General features: G+C 32.2%; 15 protein-coding genes. 8 read left to right on the forward strand and 7 right to left on the reverse strand.

Going from position 1 to position 20,879, the window contains the following annotated elements; all coding sequences use genetic code 11:
* Positions 1-114: 114 nt before the first annotated feature.
* From ACN5J7_RS12420 to ACN5J7_RS12450, 7 genes are all read right to left on the reverse strand, one after another.
* A complete protein-coding gene (locus tag ACN5J7_RS12420) occupies positions 115-1,248 on the reverse strand; it encodes a patatin-like phospholipase family protein (protein WP_418604135.1) in 1,134 nt (377 codons plus the stop codon).
* Between the two features lie 78 nt (positions 1,249-1,326).
* Positions 1,327-2,607, reverse strand: coding sequence for a TRAFs-binding domain-containing protein (locus ACN5J7_RS12425; protein WP_418604136.1), 1,281 nt, complete (start codon positions 2,605-2,607; stop codon positions 1,327-1,329).
* A gap of 179 nt (positions 2,608-2,786) precedes the next feature.
* Positions 2,787-3,422 (reverse strand): glycoside hydrolase family 19 protein, encoded by a 636-nt coding sequence (locus ACN5J7_RS12430; protein ID WP_418604137.1) that lies wholly within the window; start codon positions 3,420-3,422, stop codon positions 2,787-2,789.
* Between the two features lie 247 nt (positions 3,423-3,669).
* A complete protein-coding gene (locus ACN5J7_RS12435) occupies positions 3,670-6,957 on the reverse strand; it encodes a hypothetical protein (protein ID WP_418604138.1) in 3,288 nt (1,095 codons plus the stop codon).
* Positions 6,944-7,864 (reverse strand): AAA family ATPase, encoded by a 921-nt coding sequence (locus tag ACN5J7_RS12440; protein ID WP_418604139.1) that lies wholly within the window; start codon positions 7,862-7,864, stop codon positions 6,944-6,946. The genes ACN5J7_RS12435 and ACN5J7_RS12440 overlap by 14 nt, the downstream gene beginning before the upstream one ends.
* Entirely contained in the window at positions 7,861-9,231 is a 1,371-nt protein-coding gene (locus ACN5J7_RS12445) for a TIR domain-containing protein (RefSeq protein WP_418604140.1), read from the reverse strand. The genes ACN5J7_RS12440 and ACN5J7_RS12445 overlap by 4 nt, the downstream gene beginning before the upstream one ends.
* Positions 9,232-9,477: 246 nt before the next feature.
* Complete coding sequence (locus ACN5J7_RS12450; protein WP_311937940.1) at positions 9,478-10,449, reverse strand: toll/interleukin-1 receptor domain-containing protein; 972 nt, start codon at positions 10,447-10,449, stop codon at positions 9,478-9,480.
* A gap of 465 nt (positions 10,450-10,914) precedes the next feature.
* Between ACN5J7_RS12450 and ACN5J7_RS12455 the strand changes: the two genes are divergently transcribed.
* From ACN5J7_RS12455 to ACN5J7_RS12490, 8 genes are all read left to right on the forward strand, one after another.
* The gene (locus tag ACN5J7_RS12455; protein ID WP_418604141.1) at positions 10,915-12,213 is read left to right on the forward strand and encodes a tyrosine-type recombinase/integrase; all 1,299 of its coding nucleotides are present in this window, start codon (positions 10,915-10,917) and stop codon (positions 12,211-12,213) included.
* A gap of 28 nt (positions 12,214-12,241) precedes the next feature.
* The gene (locus tag ACN5J7_RS12460; RefSeq protein WP_418604142.1) at positions 12,242-14,113 is read left to right on the forward strand and encodes a hypothetical protein; all 1,872 of its coding nucleotides are present in this window, start codon (positions 12,242-12,244) and stop codon (positions 14,111-14,113) included.
* Between the two features lie 14 nt (positions 14,114-14,127).
* The gene (locus ACN5J7_RS12465; RefSeq protein ID WP_418604143.1) at positions 14,128-15,018 is read left to right on the forward strand and encodes a hypothetical protein; all 891 of its coding nucleotides are present in this window, start codon (positions 14,128-14,130) and stop codon (positions 15,016-15,018) included.
* Positions 15,019-15,100: 82 nt separating this feature from the next.
* The gene (locus ACN5J7_RS12470; RefSeq protein ID WP_418604144.1) at positions 15,101-15,403 is read left to right on the forward strand and encodes a helix-turn-helix domain-containing protein; all 303 of its coding nucleotides are present in this window, start codon (positions 15,101-15,103) and stop codon (positions 15,401-15,403) included.
* Positions 15,403-15,687, forward strand: a complete 285-nt coding sequence (locus ACN5J7_RS12475; protein ID WP_418604145.1) for a helix-turn-helix domain-containing protein — start codon at positions 15,403-15,405, stop codon at positions 15,685-15,687. Before ACN5J7_RS12470 ends, ACN5J7_RS12475 begins: the two co-directional genes overlap by 1 nt.
* A 25-nt stretch (positions 15,688-15,712) precedes the next feature.
* The gene (locus tag ACN5J7_RS12480; protein WP_418604146.1) at positions 15,713-17,962 is read left to right on the forward strand and encodes a DUF3987 domain-containing protein; all 2,250 of its coding nucleotides are present in this window, start codon (positions 15,713-15,715) and stop codon (positions 17,960-17,962) included.
* 169 nt (positions 17,963-18,131) lie between these two features.
* Entirely contained in the window at positions 18,132-19,682 is a 1,551-nt protein-coding gene (locus tag ACN5J7_RS12485) for a type I restriction-modification system subunit M (protein ID WP_418604147.1), read from the forward strand.
* 3 nt (positions 19,683-19,685) lie between these two features.
* On the forward strand, positions 19,686-20,879 hold the full coding sequence (locus tag ACN5J7_RS12490) for a restriction endonuclease subunit S (RefSeq protein WP_418604148.1): 1,194 nt from the start codon (positions 19,686-19,688) through the stop codon (positions 20,877-20,879).

A 20,879-nucleotide genomic window follows, 5' to 3' on the forward strand; every position in this document is an offset into this window, starting at 1 on the left:
ATAATATAAATAACGACAAAAATAATTAAATATGCATTAGACCGCATCGTTTAATGAAATTTGTTTGGTGAAGCGTAATAATCGTATCAATTTATAACATAATCACCAATAAACTTAATCAAAATGGGCTTTTAAAACACTACTTGATGCAGCAACTCCAATATCGTAAAGTTCTTGTCTGTTTTCGGCATTACTCATTTCAATTAAGCTTTCCACATCTTTAGCACTGAATGTTTTTCCTAATCCTAAACCATTTAAATCATTCTCGGTAATTGGAAAGTTATATCTCAAGTATTTAATTAACGCCTTACCACCCATAAAATCATCTTGTAACGACTCAATTTCCATATCTATATAATGTGCCGTAGGGGAGTTGGAGAGCCATTGTAAAACAATCTGGTTTTGCCAACTAGCATCTTGCATTAACATATCGGGAACATTTTGCGCCCATGTTTTCAACCAAGCTTCCTCAATTTCACTGGTTTGTTTTTTGAACACACTATAACCGGTGCCTACGGAAACCACGGTTAATTTATCTTCGCCCATATCCCATTTAAAAGGAAAGCCTTTTAGCGTTGCAACCATTAACAATGTGAGTGCCGGATTGTTGGCCATACTAACACCACCATCTACAAATGCAGCACGTTGCCCATCGCCAACATCAATCATTTGTGGAGCAAAATAGGTAGGGGCGGCACTACTTGCTCTTACGGCTTGCCAAAGCGGAATGTTTTTATTCTTACCTATTTTCGTGTCGTAAAATTTACCTTTTGGATGATTGATGATGGGCCACACACTATTGGTATCGGCTCTTTTGGCAACAATGCAAAGCCCTGTTTTAATTTGATCGCTTCCTAAGGTAATGTCGCCAAAAGCGTTTTTCAAGCTTTGTTCCAATGCTTTGTAATCGTAACCCGCTTTTAAAAACTTCCATGTTTCCAAAGGGTTCCAAAAACTTCTTTTATTGCCGAATATTTTTCCGCCTAAATCCATGTAAAGGCTTACTATTTCATCTACCGATTTTCCAACAGCCAATGCCCCAGCAATGATTGAGCCCGTTGAGGTGCCTCCAATGAGGTCGAAATGGTCACAGAGCAGATAGTCGTTTCCATGTTTTTCGCGTAGCATGGTTTCGATTTTTTTTAAATAGCCAAGTGTTAAGGCGCCCCTAATTCCTCCACCATCTAATGAAAGGATGTTTTTTGAACCGGAATTTGGATCTAGGTGTTCTTGGAATGTTTTTTTCATTTTATTGATTTATTGGTTGGATATTTTTTTGCAATGTCTATAATGGTTCCGGTTGCTATGGCAGATTATGGCGGTGTCTTATTTAAAATTAATGTTTAAATCTTTAATTTTCTCTTTTTGTTCGGAGTAAGCATTCATAGCAAAGGTGTCGTTTTTTGCTTTCGCCATATCCTGGCCTTTGTTTTCGTAGGTTGCCATTAAATCGTCAAGACCTTTGTAATGATAAGCCTCGGCAATGGTAAGTAAAATCCAAATGGCATCTTCTTTTGTAGAAAAATCAGGTTCCTTTTCTAAATTCAAAGTAATTTCCAAAACCGTATTTCTGATATAATCGGCTTTTAATTTTAAATCCTCCCAAAGCTTATGTTGGGATTTTAATAAATCGGTTTTTTTGTAAAGCATGAATGCGGCATTGATACCGTTGTAATAATCTTGTTTTAATTGAAATCCTTTTTCATACGAAGCAATGGCATTTTCCAAATAATTGAGGTCACTGGTTAATTCATATAACCGTTTATTTATGGCGCCTGTTAACCCTAAAACCTCAAGATCGTTACTTTGCAACGGTTGCAATTCCTCTAAAATAATTTTTGCATTAACCAAGGCTTCCAGCTCGTTTGGTTGTTTGGATTTATAGGTACATAAGGCTTGTCGCGAAACAATAAATGTAAGGTTGTCTTTTAAAGTCATGTTTTTTTCGGCATAGGTTTTTGCCTCACCGAATAATTTGAGAGCTTTAGAAAAGTCTTTTGTTTTTTTTGCATATTCAGCCTTATCCAACAGACTTGCAAAGGATTCGGGGTTTTGTTCGTTTTGGGATGCATCTTCGGTTATGTTCATTTCTAAAGCTTTGAGTTCGTTTTCTAAAAAAGTAAATACGGGGCTATCATTTAATTTTGGTTCTTGATTGAGGACACCTTTTATTATATTGGTTAAGTGCGCTCTAAACCTTTCAACTTCTTTATAGGGAATACCTTGATCTGAATGGGTGTATTGGTGAATTACAAAATGACCGACATCAAAGGGGATACTACCCATTTGTTCTTGTTCGCAAATCATGATGGTGTGATTTGGTCTTAGAGCGTGCCTAACACCAAGCTCCCACATTACATTGGCATTTAGCGTTGAAATATCCACTAGTGCAATGTCTGCGTTTTTAATTTCCTGAAGCATCAATTTGTCGATACTTCCAGAAAGGTTTTTATCAATAGCCCTATAACACGAAATGTTCAAGGCATCAAAAACAGGTTTTATGAGTAGGGTATAGGTTTCATCCAAATCCAGCACCCTCATTTTTCCGTTGGCGTAACTGGTTTTTTTTCCAAAACCGATGATGACGAAACATGTTAAATCTTCCATACTCTTAAATTTGATTTTAAGGTTGTTTGTAGGTTGGTTTTAAGATTTGGACAGGGGAGTTTTTGAGATTTACTAATTTAGTGAAAAAAGGATTATGGTTTAAACTCGGGTTAACATTAATTTAAAAGCCGACAAAGCATATGAAATACTACCGCAATTTATTTCTGTTAGCGAGTTAATCAGCCTTTATCAGCTTCCAAAACCTCATAAAGTCGCTTAAAAGAATCGAGATACTGTTGACGATGTAGTAGGCCATTAGTGCCCCCGTTAATTCGTTTGGTAACCATATGGATGTCGTCGTCATCGGCGTATCTGTTAAGATTGTTTTTTTTCCAAAACCAACAGGCAGAAGTAAGCGCCAGTTCTGGATTTAGAATCAAATCAGGGTTGTTTACGCAATCGACGCCATGATCGTGAGCAAATTTTTGATAGTTGTTTTTCCCCGTAAGTTGTATTAAACCACGCCCTCTATATTTCCAACCATCGCCACTGGCCTCATCACCATTGCCCATCCTATTCCCATAAACTCTATTTGCAATTTTTTCAGGTTTACGCGCGTAGGCTTCTGCTATTTCGTTTGTTTTAAAATACTTTCCAAATACACTCCTTAAAGCTTTCGCCGAATAGTTTAGGTTTTCCTGATTATATTTAAGTCCGCCACTTTCGTGCGCCAGTTGAGACAGAAAATGTGCCTTTCTGAGCGGCGTATCTATGCCAAAGTTGGGCAATACTGTATTTACATGCGGTAGATAAAATTCCGCTTTTTTCCAGTTCATGTCGGGGATGATGCTCTGCATTTGGTTGGTGTTTATCATGATTGTTGTATTTAGTTGGTTTTGAAGTTGTTATAAAGGTAGAGAAATTTATAGAGGTTTAGAGCTTTTGGTCAATTTAAAATTTAGTTATGCTCATTAATTGTTTAGGGTTTCACCTGCCAGCCGGTAGGTTGGTAATCAGAGGCTTGCCTCGTTTTTTTTTCTTGGAATTTAGTTTTTTGCCCTTTTGGTCCCGAAATTTCGGGATAATACCTCATGGGCTTGCTCAGAGGTAGTTTATTACAGCTCACATATTCAAACTGTATGCCTCTCTTAGCTTTTTATGGGATTTTATCTTGTAAATGATGAAAAGCACACCAATTAATGTCATTAACATTACTAAAATTGTAGGGTTGATATCAAATTCTCCATATACAGCAACTGATAGTATAGTTAAACCTACCCAATAAACAAATAACTCAATAGTATGTAGGTTATACTTTCTAATTTTAAAGCTTAAGAAAAGTAGCAACACAGAAAGACATAAGCCAACAACCATGGTTTCCTCTTCAGGTAAGTCAAATTTATCTAATCCTAACATTGCCGATAGTATAATCATTAGGCTATAAATGCTAGATTCATAACTTAAACTTTTGTGTTTTAGCCATTTGTTTAAAATAATACCACAGGTTATAGCTAAAGTAATAAACACAAGCGCATCAATTTTATATTCATCAGACATTATTAAAAGGGCAGCAAATATTCCAATCCAAAAAACAGAAAAACTAGAGTCGCCGATAAACTGGCGTATGTTCCATTTTCTAGCAACTATTATAAGAAATATAACAAAAAACAGGTTACAAAGAATAAATCCTTCTTTCCATTCGTTTAAAGAATAAATCATTAATACCACATAGCTCATTGAAAAATATATGCCAATTTCAGTTTTGCTAAAGGATTTAATTCTTTTAAATCTGATAATCCAATATAGTATCGAGCCTATTATAATAGTTATAAATGCAAGTACTAAGGATTCATCTTCATTAAAACCATTTATGATATTTGGCAAGGAAATCAAAAATATTAAGATTAAAAGCAAGGAAAAGAAAAACCAATACATGGCAACAGCGGCGCCAATAATCCCTTTTTTAACTTGATTTTTAATTAATAGAATTGTTAGAATTAATGTTATTATGAAAAAGTTGAAAAAGCTATTGTCTTCTTTGTTTTTTGTGTTATTCACTATCGTAAAAAAGGAAGTGTTTGTTAAGATAAATGCGTACATATAACCGATGGATAGGAACAACCAATAAAAAGCGACTTCAAAGCTATTAAGGAGGCTTCTTTTTCGCATAAATCTATAAAAGGCAAATCCGTAAAGAATGGTTGAAATTGTTATTCCAATGGTTTCTAATTGTTTATCGTCTTCAATTGCTCGATATATATAATCTGATAAAAAGTAAACACCAATAAAGGATAGGGATAAAAATAAAAAGGCCCTTGCAAATGTTTTTTTCCAACCTACACCCTTAAATATATTTTGAAGTTCTTCAGGAAGGATAAAGTCTAACGCAGATGTACTTTTATTGGGCTGGATAGCTTTTATTTCGGTATAATGACCAAAATCCGTATGGCTTTCCATGTCCTTAATTTCTCTACGGATAATTTTTTTCTTTTCATTGGATATATCTCTTATAAGTAATTCGTTAACCAACAAATTGAGTTTATACTCATCAAAAGCATGGGTGTTTTTCTTTGGCGGGTTTTTCCGCATTTGCTCCACAATCTTTTTTCTTACCTCATCCTTTGTGGCATCGTCTAGTTGGGCTGTTAATTGCTCGCGATATTCCAACGGGATAAAACCATTGTTAAACCATGGGGTTTTTAAAAGCGATAATAGGTTTTGTTGCGTTATAATAGATTTTCCGGGAAACATAACATCGCCCAAATACAGGGTAAGGTCCCAGAAAAGTTGCGGATAGACAGCACAGATACACAACCACTTAAAAACATCGGGCGTTAATTGGTAACTTAAATGCTTAATACCCAGATTTACATCATCTGGTAATTCAATTCCAGTACTAGCGTGCTCAAATTTCCAAGCGCCTAATTGAGTAGATTTTATTTTTTCGAAAGTATCAATAAGTTCAATTAACCCAGATGAGCTTGCGGGTAAAATGATAAAAGATTGGGAAAGTATTTTTTCTCTATAATCCCAATCTGATGTTGGGCGCGGGGTAAGAATGGCAACATCAGACCAGTTATTCATGCCTAGCGCATATTTTTTTATGGCGCCTTTGGTAATATCGAGCATTTCATGCCCCATTCCAAAAATAAGAACCCGATGTTTGGGAAATAGCTTTATCAAGTCCTCTAAACTATAATGCTTTTTATTTTGTGATTCACTCCAAAACATGAGCATATTATCTTGGTAAAAAAATTGATCTATATGAATGTCACTTTCAGAAAACTCGTTTGCCAAAAAGGAAAAGAAACTGGCTTGATGGCTTTGTAAATACGATTTATCTATTAAAGCAATATACTCTGAGGGTTTCGATCGGGGCTTATAAGTAAGCTCTAAGAGCCCGCCATGGTTAAGGGTTTCCTTAATGGTACGGTTAATGTCAAAATCCAATTCATCTCCAATTACGCGTTTTCGAAGATGGTGTGCCGTTTGGTATATTTCGTTGTCCCAAATTATTTTAGGTTTATGGTTTAAATTAAATTGCCAAACATAAGGTGGTTTTTTGCCTTGTTCCAGTTCGGCAATAAAAGATTGGTTTTGCGATTTCTGGTATTCATTTAAAAAGAAAATAAGAATTAAAATAAGCGATAAATAGATTTCAACGTCGGGTTTTTCAATGTTAATTAGATTTGGGCGTTTGTAAATAAAAGGATTAATTCTAGATCTTAATTCACTTATTTTTTGACGTAAAGATTGGTGGTTTTCAAAATCTAATCTTGAATAATAGATAAGATTATCAAGTGTGTCATAGCTTTCCTTTATCTTTCCGGTTTTAAATTCTTTTTCGGCTTTTTCAATTGTTTTTTTTGCTTCTGAAAATTTTTCAGTATTTAACTCAGGACTATTTAGCAGATCTGCAAAAATTTTGTTTATTTCTTCCTTTTTTTGGTTTACTACTTTTTTTTCTGAGATTTCAGGGTCAGATAGAATAGGTTTTATTAAATAAATATAGCCAATGCCCAATCCAATTAAAACAACTACTGAAAGGACCAACACAACTATAAATTTTTTCCTTTTATTTGAACGTATCTTTTTCTTTCTTTTATCAATATTATTTATAACCTTATTTTTAGGTTTTTGCTTATCGATATTTGCTTTTTTTTCTACGGCACCAAAATAGGTGTCAAAAACAGCGTAAAACTTTTCTTGTTCTTCTGGGGTTTTGGACAAAAGCGGGCCAATAATGTATTTTAGATCCCCGAAAGCAGTTGTGTTGAAATCTATGCGCTGTAAAAGCCTGTAAATATTCAGGTATTGGCCTGTACTCAACTCATAACCTTCTGTTTTCAGAAATTCTAAAAACCTCCAAAGGGGAGCAGTTGTATTTTCTTTTTGCCTATAAGTTGCCATTAACAAACTTTTGTTTAAGGTCTTTAAAGTCATCACTGGTTTTGGCTAAAACAGAATAGCTAATTAATAAAAGTTCTTTTTGTTCTTCGGAAAGCTTATCAAACTCATTAATGTTTTCCAGTTTTTTAAAGTTTAATTGCTCCAGTATTTGCAACCAAGAAAGCAGTTCGGCTGTGGCCGGTTTTTTCCTTTTTATAAACTTTTGGCGTAGGGTTAGAAAGTGTTTTATTAATTGCTCAAGTTCGGTATTGTTAAAGAATTCAGAAGTTAATCGGGCATAAAGAATAGCCAACAGTTCGTCCGAGCTGGGAAATGGTAAATGATAAAATATACAACGTCTTAAAAAAGCATCTGGAAGGTTCTTTTCAGAATTGCTGGTCATTATAACTATAGGTCGGTTTTTGTGTTCGGACTCGAAAAAAGCCCCGGTTTCTGCTACCTCAAAAGAGAGGCTTTCAATTTCGTTTAATATATCGTTAGGAAGGTCTCTAGGGGCTTTATCAATCTCATCGATTAGCACAACCTTTCTGGATTTAGACTTAATCGCGGCACCCAATGCACCCTCTCTAATAAAGGTATTGATGTCCAGATTTTGTTTGGTTTGAACCGACCTAAAATGCGATAAAGCATCATAAGTGTAAAATAAGTCTCTTGATGTAGAAGTGGTTTTTGTTCTAAACACCAAAGGTTTGCCTAAGTTTAATTCATGCGCAATACTGTATGCCAAATGCGATTTTCCTGTACCGGGTTCTCCTGTTAGTAAAAGTGGTTGCCCAAGCGAGATAGCTACATTCACAGCATTAATAAGTCCCTTTGAAGGAATATAATTTTGTGGTGCATTTATGAAATTGTCTGGCTCAAAAGTGCCCAATTTTGACTCTCCTTTGTAAATATTAAAGTTTTTCATCGTGTTATTTCATTTTCTTTGTTTAAAAAATGGTCTATTATTTTGTGTAAATGCGGTTCTATTACAGACATGGTACGTTTTTTATCTTCGGGACCAAAAACCTTTACCATGGTATTTTTAACAGTTTCTGAGTTTCTGTAAAATTTGCTAAACCATGCTTGTAGCTCAATGTTATCAACGGATTCTAACTCATCCATTTTGCAGAATATTTGAGAAACCTCGTCTTTGGTATCAAAAATTTCACAAGAATCTACACTTTTTACTATTTTATTTATAAGCTTACTTTTTTTAGATGTAATAGAGTGAAATAGGTTCCTTTTGTGGTTAAAGATTAAACAGAAGAAAAACACTATTTTCGTGTCTGTAGCACACTTTATATTGGTTTGAAAAAAATCATTCAGCAACCAGTTTACAAAATCTGCTCCATGATTGGTTTTAAAACAGTCGTGGCTATAAACTTTAAATTCTATAACTAAATATTTAAACGGTTTTATAGCGTTAAGGTTAATGATTTCATGGCTACAAAAATTATTTTTAAGTTTTTCGCCGGCCTCCAATTGTATGTTTCTTTCAAGAATTCTCCTAAACTTGTTAATTGAGCCTTTAAGTGTATTTCCGAACTTAAAGGTTGGATAATGTGCTTCTTTAATGGTTATGCTTTTAATGCTTTCGTTTGCATAATCGCTAAGAACCTCTAAGTAAATACGGTAAAAAAAAGAATCGACTTGCTGATTCTCATCACCGCAAATAAAACTGAATTGAAGAAGTGATTTATGGCTAGAATCATAAAAATGTTCCTTGAATGTTTCCCCTTGTTTTGTTCTGTTACAATCAAATTTATAGCTTTCCAATATAGGAGTGTTGGTATCTGGTTCTGACAATATGTTCGATAAACTCTTATTATAGACAACATTTGAAACTTGTTTTTTCCTATTGTCAAAAACCTTAGTGAGTCCTATGGCCACATCGGTGAACGCTTCATCAGTAGTACCCCAACTCATTACTGGTTTACCTTTGGTCGGGAGGCATTCTATTGAACCAAATTGTTCTTGTTCCCATAAGCACGGTCTCAGTATTACGGGTATAACCAATGCAGGGTCGTTTTCATCATCGTGTCTACTTAACGCCGTTTTTAATTCTATATCATTGCAATATTCTGAAGCAATAAAATCGGGGCTTATTAGAAGTAATATTATATCGGCCTCTGTTAAATATTTATCAATTTCTTTTCCCCATTTCTGACCTGGTATAATTTTGCGGTCATGCCAAAGGTCTATAATGTTTCTCCTTTTAAAGCCAGCTAGTTGCTTTAACAATTCATCTTTTAACTTCTCGTCTTGATGAGAATAAGAAATAAATACTTTCATCTTTTAAAAATGCTTATGCGATATAATTTATGGAGAAAAAGGGCGTATTTATTATTAAAATAGAACTTTACATTTTTTTGTTTTTGAAGATACCTTCTTTTATTGATATTGGTTTATTATTAAAAAAGTAAATTCAATAAAAAATTCGATATTGATAAGTTAACACAACTTTGCTAAAGTTAAAAAAAATGAATTTAGTTATATTGGTTCTTGACGTATGCCGAAAAATGGGGGGGGGTAGTTAAGTTAATTTGTTTTCGCAAACGCGTCCACCTTACCCTCGGATTTAGACATTAAAACACGCCCACTAAAAAAAGTAGGATCATCGTCAATAGACTTTGCGGTATACCCCTGCCAATTACCAATTAAAGTATCACCACCTGCACCTTGTGGTTTCATCAGGCAAGTTCCACAAATTGGTATTTCTCCCTCGCTCCAATAACTTAATGCGATTTTTCTGTCTGGAGAAACAATGCCTTCCATAGGATATTTCATGCCTTCTGTTCCGTGTTTTTGGGAGTAGCCCACAAAACGGATTCTGTTAGCTGTAGTCCAAGCATAAAGCTCATCTTTTTCAAAAACCTCTTCAGATCCGTCCTCATTTATTTGGGTCCATTTGGCAAACCAATTGCCTTCAAATTTACTGGCGTTTTCAGAATTATGGAACTGGTCGCGAAAAAGGCTTCTAAAATAAAGATCGTTTTTTTCGGCCTTAACCTTTTCGATGTATACCTGAATGAAACCATCCCACAATTTAATATTCTCTTCGGATATGTTTGCTTCTGTGCTGGTTGATAGAATATCGTAACAGCATTTTCGCATAGATTCCAAATTTTCACCTATATAAGATTGTTGATTGCGATAAACGGAATGAAGGCTTTCTTGACCCATAAAATACAGGATTGGCGTAACTTTTTTAGCTCTTCCAATCGACATTCCACTTTCGTAGGCCAACCACGGTTTGTCATTGGAATCGGGAGTTACAATGGCAATTGTTAAAACCGCGTCTTCAATTTCTTTTTCAAGTCGTGTCCGCCATTCTCCAAGTTCCATGCCTCCTCCTGGTTTTAAATTGCTAGAAAAAAAAATATCTATCTTGGGTAAATTTGCTATGCTACAAATAGTTTCTAACAATTCCCTTAAATTATCCGCTAGTCGTGAATCTTCATGTGCGTGACTTAGAAAAACTTTAGATTCGTGAATATCCTGAGCATTCATCTGTTTGGTTTTTTAGATTTCGATGACTAAATTGTTGGTTTCAATGTATTAAGATAAGAAATTTTTTAAACACGCAGACCATGAAACTGTATTATGCCTTATATATTGATTGATTATTGGAAAACACCCTTTACAATTTTTAATTTATCAATTGAATAAAAGATATGGTCTTAAGGTGATATTATATGAGATTAATGAAAATATAAAAAGCCCATAAACATGATGTTTATGGGCTTTTAGTGGAATTTGATATATTCCTTGCGGAGAAAGAGGAACCCGCCAGCCCTTTTTCTATATATCACATACTTACCTAAAACCTCTGAAAACCCTTATAAATAAAGGGTTTTATTGTTTTTAGAATCAAAATTTAATTAAGCGAATAATGTATAAATATAGTAATTGTGGGGATAATGTGGGGATATTTTTGTATCTTTATATTGCTCACTTTTAAGATATTATCACATTATGGCTACTATTAATTACCTTGTAAAAGGTACAAAAGGATATTCTAATGTCCTACTACGTTTTAAAAACGGAAGAAAATTTGACTACACAGCTTCAACAGATTTAAAGGTCCTACCGAATCATTGGAGTCAAGCAAAGCAAAAAGTTAAAAACACTAATGATGCAACCTACAAAGATGAAGTAAATCTACATCTATTTGAACTCGAAAACTTTATTATAACGGAGTTTAATTCAGATAATTCTAAAGGAGTTTATATTGATAGGGATTGGCTAAAAACTAAAATAGCTAATCATTTTAATAGACCTGTAAATGATGACGCAATCGATCAGGTGTTTTTTCTTCCGTTTGTTGAACGTTTTATTGAGTTAGCACCTTCAAGAATTATTAAGGGTAAAAATAAACCTGTTAGTTCTGGTACTATCACAAAGTACACAACGACCAAAAATAAGATTATAGAGTATGAGAAGAAGTTTAAAACAAAACTTAAATTCACAGATTTAAACCTAACATTCTATGATAGATTTGTAAACTATCTTACACAAGACCAAAAAATCAATTTGGGAACTGTAGGTAATTACATTGGTACTATTAAAACAATGGCCAGAGATGCTAAACTTCAAGGCTTACCGGTTCATGAGCATATCAATCACCCTAAATTCTTTGCACCCAAAGTAAAAGCCGATAGTATCTATTTAAGAGACGAACAAATCAATAAAATCTACAATCACGACTACAAAGGTGTTGAACGTTTAGAAAACGCAAGAGACCTTTTTATAATAGGTTTAAGAACAGGGTTAAGAGTTTCAGACTTTTTAAGACTTAAAGCAACCAATATAAAAGAAGGTTTTATTGAAATTGAGACTCAAAAAACAGGACAAAATGTGGTTATACCTATGCATCCACAAGTAAAAGAAATACTTGAAAAACATAATGGGTTTCCTAGAAGAATATCAGACCAAAAATTCAATTTGCATATAAAGGATGTATGTGAAGAAGCTGGGTTTAAACAAAAAATTGAAGGAAGTATGATAAACCCTAAAACCAAAAGAAAAGAAAAAGGTATTTACCCAATACATAAGCTAGTAACCTCTCATATATGTCGTAGAAGCTTTGCTTCAAACTTATATGGTAAACTGCCAAATATGGTTATTATGGCTATTACAGGTCATCAAACAGAAGCACAATTCTTAAAGTATATTAAAATCACACCTAAAGAGAATGCAAAAAAACTTCAGGAGTATTGGTTAAAACAAAACGAAAAAAATAAATTAGAGCAAGTTAAAATGAAAAAGGTTTAATAAATTTAGGATTCTATATTAGAATGGTATGAGTGAAAATTATTATGGTTTTGAGAAGTTTTGTGAGCTTTTAAATGATAACAATATTTTAAAACGATCAACAGCAATGGGTGTAATGGTCCATTTGCAAAAGTGTATTGAAGAAATAAAATCTAATGTCCTTACCGATTTAATTGAATTAAATGAATCTAAAATAGATAATTATTTAGACTTAAAAATTAATGAAATTAAAAGACAGGACTATCTTGAAAATTACGGAATAGATAAAATAGAAAGATGGTTAAAAGAATTTGATGTCAAAATAGAAGATATCATCAAAGGACGTGTAAATTCGGAATATTTTTATAAAATGGTAGATGGTTACTTTGAACAAAATTTTGATCCTGGAACTAAAGAATACAATACTTCAAGAGCAGCCCAAAATGATTTTTTGCTTTATTTTTTAAATTTTTACGCCAACGAATTAATATCATTTTTAGAATCTAAAAAAACTTCAAAATTGACAGATAATAAGTCAAAAAACAATAAACTAAATAATAAGTTTAATGATGAATATTTAATTCATTTTTGTAAGGCTATTAGTAATGAAAGGGCAATAAATGAAACTTGCTTTAGTTTATTGTATGATACAGAAATCACACATTTCTCTCCGTATTTAGAAACTGAAATTATAGAGAATTTATTTCATTTACCTAATGATAAAAAAGACGATTATATAGATTATGTTATAGATAAAATTAATAAAACGCCTTATAGAAATATTAATAAAAATATTTTAGATAAATGGCTTAAAAAGTACAATGTAGATTTATCTACATTTCCTAAATTTTCAAATAACGAGTTAAACGAAATTCTTAAAAAATATTATAACAGTAGAATTTATGAATCACATAAAGAGCAACATTTTGTTTTAGATATTCAAATTGATTTTTATTGTTATGCTGCAATGATTGAAGCAGAAAATATGATTAGTTTTTTAAAAACTAAAAAATCTACTTACAAGAATGATGAAAATATAGATGTTAATAATGAAGTATCAGATTTTGAAAAACTTGATACATACTCTAAACTTTTAATACTATTTAAGGAGCTTAAAAAAATAAAATTTGAAATTACAAAAGAAGCTATGCATTGTGGAAGTCCTGAAGCTTATCACGAAATAGAAATGAAATACGAAGATGATATTGATATTGTAAACCGGAAAATTTTAGAAATATTTGATGATCTATATTCCCAATCTAAAAATGAAAATATTTATTACTTTGATTGCCACAGTGACGTTTATGAATCTCATTTCGATAATCGTATGGATAGCTATTTAGAGAAAATTCCAGAAGCAGTAGAATTAGATTTTTTAGAATCCGAAGTCAAATACTTCTCTGATCCAATGAATAATAGGTTGCTAAATGGCGAATATAATTATAGTTACTTTATTGGGAATACAGAAAAATATAAAATAAGTCTTCGAAGAAAAAAGGATTTTCTTGAGACAAAATTAAAACGCTATTCACTAAAAATAGATATTAAAGAAGATGTTAAGCATAAGGATGTTGTGTATGGTAATGATGTATATGGAGCGAAATTAAAACTCATTAAAGATGATACAAGCTTGATAAGAGTTGATAACACTAAAAAATTAAAGTGGATTGGGAAACCTTCTCAATTAGGGTTTATTGTTTCAAACTTGGTTCAGTTAGGATATATTGAATCACCTTTAAGACCTAATGGCGAAATAAACTATACACAGTTAGCTACATCAGTTAAGGAAACTTTTGATATTGATACAACTGTAAATACATTAACAAAATACTTAAATTTAGATTCTGAAAAGGGTCAAGAAACAGTAAGAAAGTTTAAAACTAATAACTTCAGTTTACCTACTAGAAAAGAAGTCAGCTAAACCAAACATACAATTTGAAAGCAATAACGAAATTTTTAGAAGCTTTATCTGATAATTATTATGAAAAGTTTCTTGTGGAAAATCCATATACTCAAAAGAAATATGAAAACAAGTACTATTCTGAAGTTCTTTATAATAAAAAGGTTTATTATGAAATGGATTTAGATGATATCTCATTATCAATTACAGATATTTTACAAAAAATAAAATCGAAACATAAAAAAGCTGTAAGCGAAGTATATTTAGAGGTTGCTAATAAATCTGTAAGCGAAATAAATAGTATAATTGAGAATATAATTAAATCAGTAAATGTCAATTTAAAAGTAATTAAAAATGACTTTTACATATATGACAAAAAATCCAGATATTTTTCTGAAACTAATTTTAGTAGCGACAACTTTTCCATTCAAAAGGCTATTAATATTTTTTCTTCTGAATTTAAAATAGGAAAATATTATGAAACTGAAAAAGCACTTTATTCTACTTTTGATATTTATTATGAAAGTGATAGGGGATATGTGTTAAATTTTCTTCCAATGGCTTTGTTTTGCGTTGGGAGTGCTTTTATAGTTGAACTTAAAAGGATAAAAGAGAATGCAATTAGTAACGAATTTTTTAAATTAGTCTCTAAAGAAGAAAAATTAAAGTGGGATTCTAAACCAGCTCATTTAGGTTACATAATGGGAATGCTTGCCGATTTAGAATTTGTTAATGCTCCAAAACGCAAAAATGGTGATATTAATTACACACAATACGCAAGGCAAGTGTTAAATATTTTCGATATTGAAACTACTGAAAACACATTGACAAAATACCTTAACACAACTACCGAGAAAGCCCAAGAAACCGAAAGAAACTTCAATAAAGCAAACTTCAATATACCGCACAAAAAAGAAGTAAACTAATACCGTTCGAGTACCTTCCGGTACGTTTACTCAAACACTTCTAATCTAATTTTACCCCATCGAACATTAAAAACGTATCACGATGGAACAAAGCAAAATTACCCAAGTTTTCGGTATCACACCTTCCGAATTAAAAGAAGACATCATTAACGATGTAAGAGCAGAATTAAATATTATAGCTCAAAATTTCCAACCCATTAAGCCTCCTGAATATCTCACCAGACAGGAAGTAGCAAAAATCCTTAAAGTGTCATTAGTAACGCTTACCGATTGGAATAAAAAAGGGATACTAAAACCTTACCGATTAGGCAATCTCATCAGATACAAAACCGATGAAATAGACCAGGCATTAATTGCTATTCACAAATCAAAAGAAAAGCAATAATGGAGCCATTTAAAGATGTTTCCATTCAAGAATGGAACAAGTTATTTGAACGTTTTCAATCGCTTGCAAGCAAGCTTGAAAATAACATAACACAAGACCCAGAACTTATTTTACTCGACAATGCAGATTTATTACAACTATTCAAAATTAGTCATAAAACTGCTCAAAATTGGAGAGATAATAATGTGATAGCGTTTTCGCAAATAGGAAATAAAATTTATTACCGATTAAGCGATATCAACAAGCTATTAGATGCCAACTATAAGCCAATTTCCACTAAATAATGCACTCACTTTTAAAACTCACAAGATGCCAAACATTTCAGTATTTAAAAACTTTGTAAACAAAGTTGAAGATAAACCCCTAATAGAAATTCTAAATGATATCAAAAGTGGTGCTTATAAAACTAATATAGAAGCTATACGAACCAATATTAATAATGACAATAAAGATGAAGCAGACCAACTAAAAAAGCAATTATTAGCTTTTACAGTTACAGGAACTTTCACCAATGGTAGAAGTATAGATAAAATTGAAACCTATAGTCAATATGTTATTTTAGATATTGATAAACTTTCAGATTCACAACTTCAGACTATAGTCAACTTATCACATATAGCGCCTTATACCTATGCATCATTTATAAGTCCAAGTGGTTGCGGAATTAAGATAATCGTAAAAGTAAACACAAATCAAGAACATCATAAAGAAGCCTATAATCAAGTTGTAGACTATTATGAACAAGCCTTAAAGATTGATATTGATACCTCTGGAAGCGATATCTGTCGCTTATGTTTTATTTCTTATGATGAAAAGTGTTTCATAAAAGAGGATGCAGATATTTTTGAAGTAGAGTTTATAACCATTGAAGAAGTAGAAACTAATAAAAAGTATTCCGAAGCTAATGACAACCAATTATCTATAGATGAACTATTAGATCGTTGCTTGAAATTCACAGAACAAAAGGTGCAATATTTTGAAGGCAACAGAAATAATTTTATGTACTTATTTGCTTCTAATGCTTGCAGATTTGGTGTTCAAGAAACAGATACTTTAAATTTTTGTATTACTAATTTCGACCTAAATGAAGATGAAATAAAGAGTTCTGTAAAAAGTGCATATAAAAATAACTTTCAAGATTTCGCAAAGTTTGCAAAGTTTGCAAATCGTACAAATGAAGAAACTTTTAAATCTGAAAAAAAACAAAGTATAGATAGTCTATCACTTCTAACTTCTACACCAAGTATTCCTGAAAGTGTTTTAAATAATCTCCCTGAATTATTTAAAAAAGGCATTGAAGTACTAAAAGACAATAGAGAAAAAGATGTTTTTCTTACAGGAGCACTTTCAATAATATCGGGATGTTTAACAAATGTCACAGGACTGTATGGAGGTAAAGTAGTATTCCCTAATTTGTTTTCTTTTTTGTTAGCTCCATCAGCATCAGGAAAAGGTGCATTAACTTTTGCTAAAATGTTAGCTGATAAATACCATCAAGCAGTTATGTCAGATTCCAGAGAAGCCGAAAAGGAATTTAACAAAGAAATGGATGTACATAAACATGCTAAAAAATACCTCAAAAAAGGAGAACAACCACCGGAACCACCTGAACAACCACCATTTAATGTAGTATTTATTCCTGCAAATACAAGCAATGCTAAAATTATTAAGCATTTAGAAGATAATGAAGGCTTTGGTATTATTTGCGAAACGGAAGCAGATACTTTAGGACAAACCTTTAAAAATGATTGGGGATCTTATTCAGATTTATTAAGAAAAGCATACCATCATGAAAAAATATCAATATCACGTAAAACTAATAATGAATATTTTGAAATTGATAATCCAAGATTATCTGTTGTATTATCAGGTACACCAAATCAAATTTTAAATATCATCCAATCTGCTGAAGATGGTTTGTTCAGTAGATTTATATTTTATGTATTTGCTTCTAATCCAGTGTGGATGGACCCATCACCAAAATCTAATCCAGTAAACTTAACAGAGCATTTTAATAACCTATCAGATTATGTATACAGAATGGTTAGGTTTTTAGAAAATGCACCAACAACAATACATCTATCAGATGAACAATGGGATAAATTCAATCCCTTATTCGACGAATATTTATTTAGAATCTACAATTTAGTAAGTCAAGATGCTATAAGTGTTGTAAAACGATTAGGTTTAATAGTATATCGATTATGCATGATTTTTACAGCAATGCGAAAGTTTGAATATCAAATGCAGGATGTAGATTTACAATGTACTGATGAAGATTTTAATAATGCATTAATTTTAGCAGACATATACCTGCAACACAGTTTATTGGTTTATAAAAACTTACCCAATCAAGAAGGAAGTATACAATTTAAACCCAATGATCCAAAAATGAATTTCTACAAGCAATTGCCAAAAGAGTTTGAAAGAAAACAAGCCATAACACTTGGCACAACATTAAACATTCAAGCCAGAACTGTAGATTACCACCTTGCCAAATTAGAAAAGGCTGGTTATCTAACAAAGCCTAAATCAGGTTACTACATAAAGCAAAAATAATTTGCAAACCTTGCAATCATTGCAATCTGCAAACCTACTCATTTAAATTATGGTTTTCAGTTAGGTTAAAGTCAATTAGATTTATATTTTTAACAATTAGAATGACTTAAAAACCACAGAACTTAAATCAAGTTCCAGACATTGGAACAAAACATCATAAAATCAATAAATGACAAGCACAGCACAAAGAGCCGAATTACAAAATCAAATATGGAAAATAGCCAACGATGTACGTGGTTCTGTAGACGGGTGGGATTTTAAACATTTCGTGTTAGGAACCCTTTTCTACCGTTTTATTAGTGAAAATTTTACCGAGTATATTGAAGCAGGTGATGATAGTATTAATTATGCAAATCTATCAGACGATGTAATAACACCAGAAATAAAAGACGACGCCATTAAAACAAAAGGCTATTTTATTTATCCTAGTCAGCTTTTTGTTAATGTAGTTAAAAATGCAAATGATAACGAAAACCTAAATACAGATTTAGCTGCAATATTCACAGCAATAGAAAGTTCTGCAAATGGCTATCCATCAGAGGAGGATATAAAAGGCTTATTCGCTGATTTTGATACCACAAGTAACCGACTAGGTAACACCGTTGAAAATAAAAACAGCCGATTAGCAGATGTGTTAAAAGGTGTGGCAGGTTTAAAACTTGAGGGCGATTTTAAAGACAGTAAAATAGATTTTTTTGGTGATGCTTATGAGTTTCTAATTCATAAATACGCTGCCAATGCAGGTAAGTCTGGTGGTGAGTTTTTTACCCCAACAAACGTATCGCAACTCATTGCACAATTGGCAATGCACAAGCAAGATAAAATCAATAAAATATACGACCCTGCTGCGGGTTCTGGTTCATTACTCTTGCAAGCTAAAAAACACTTTGATAACCATATTATAGAAGAAGGATTCTTTGGTCAAGAAATAAATCATACTACCTATAACTTGGCACGTATGAACATGTTTTTACATAACGTAAACTACGATAAGTTTCATATCGTGTTAGGTAATACCTTAATGAATCCTCAATTAGGCGATGATAAACCATTTGATGCTATTGTTTCTAATCCACCATATTCTATAAAATGGAAAGGTAGTGACGACCCTACGTTAATTAACGACGACCGTTTTGCCCCTGCTGGTGTATTAGCACCAAAATCTAAAGCAGATTTTGCATTTGTACTACATTCATTAAGCTATTTATCTAGCAAAGGTAGAGCGGCATTAGTGTGTTTTCCTGGTATTTTTTATCGTGGTGGTGCTGAACAAAAAATTAGAAAATATTTGGTAGATAATAACTATGTAGAAACCATCATCAATTTAGCACCTAATTTATTTTATGGTACGAGTATAGCAGTAACATTATTAGTGCTTTCGAAAAGTAAAACCGATACCAAAACACAGTTCATTGATGCTAGTGGAGAAGATTTCTTCAAAAAAGAAACCAATAACAATGTGTTGTATGATGAGCATATAGAAAAAGTAATGCAACTATTTGACAGCAAAGAAGATAAAAAACACATAGCAAAATCTGTAGACAATAGCAAAATTGCCAAAAACGATTACAACCTTTCTGTGAGTTCTTATGTAGAAGCTAAAGACACACGCGAAAAAATAGATATTGAAGAGCTAAATAAAGAAGTAGCAGCTACTGTAAAAAAAATTGATAAACTACGTGCCGATATTGATAACATTGTTGCTGAAATAGAAAATTAAGACATGAGCCTATTAGATAAATTATTGGAAGGTGTTGAGGTTGAATACAAACCTTTAGAGAGAGTTTGTAGTGTTTTAAAGGGAAAGCAATTAAATAAAACTGAACTTACAGAATTAGGAGATTATCCTGCTTATAATGGTGGGACTAATTATTCTGGATTTACAAATAAATTTAATGTTGATGAAAATACTACCATAATAAGTCAAGGAGGTGCTTCGGCTGGTTTTGTTCAATTTATCAAAAGAAAATTTTGGGCAAATGCACATTGTTATTATTTGAATCCTAATGTAGGTGTAGTTGAGAATAAATATGTTTTTTATTTTGTTAAAAATAAACAGAGTATTCTTATGAACTTTCAATTTGGTGCAGGCATACCTGCATTAAAATCGGATGTAATTAAAAAACTACAAATCCCAATCCCATGTCCAGATAATCCAGAAAAATCACTCAAAATCCAAAAAGAAATAGTTCGTATTTTAGATACCTTTACAGAACTTACTACAGAACTTACTACAGAACTTACTACACGTAAAAAACAATACGAATATTACCGTGAACAATTGCTAACTTTTGAGGAAACAGAAGTTAAACTTTTGCCTATGGGAGATGAAAGTTTAGGCGAATTTATTAGAGGAGGTGGATTACAAAAAAAAGATTTTAGAGAATCAGGAGTTGGTTGTATACACTATGGTCAAGTCTATACACACTATGGTACTTATGCGAGTAAAACTAAATCATTTGTTTCAGAAGAATTTGCTAAAAAAGCTAGAATAGCAAAATATGGTGATTTAGTAATAGCAACCACAAGTGAAACCGATGAGGATTTATGTAAAGCTGTTGCTTGGTTAGGGAATGAAGAAATAGCAGTAAGTAGTGACGCTTGTTTTTATAGACATAATTTAAATCCAAAGTATGTCGCCTATTTTTTCCAAACAGAACAATTTCATAAGCAAAAAAGAAAGTTTATAACTGGTGCTAAAGTTAGACGTGTAAACGCTGATAATTTGGCAAAGATTAAAATCCCAGTACCTTCAGAAAAAGAACAACAACGCATTGTAAATATCCTTGATAAATTCGATACATATACAACATCCATAAGCGAAGGTTTACCTAAAGAAATAGAGCTGCGTAAAAAACAATACGAGTATTATAGAACCAAGCTATTAACTTTTCCTAAAGCTACTGTAGAAGTATAA

Source organism: Hwangdonia sp. (assembly GCF_048381975.1).
Lineage (GTDB): Bacteria > Bacteroidota > Bacteroidia > Flavobacteriales > Flavobacteriaceae > Hwangdonia > Hwangdonia seohaensis.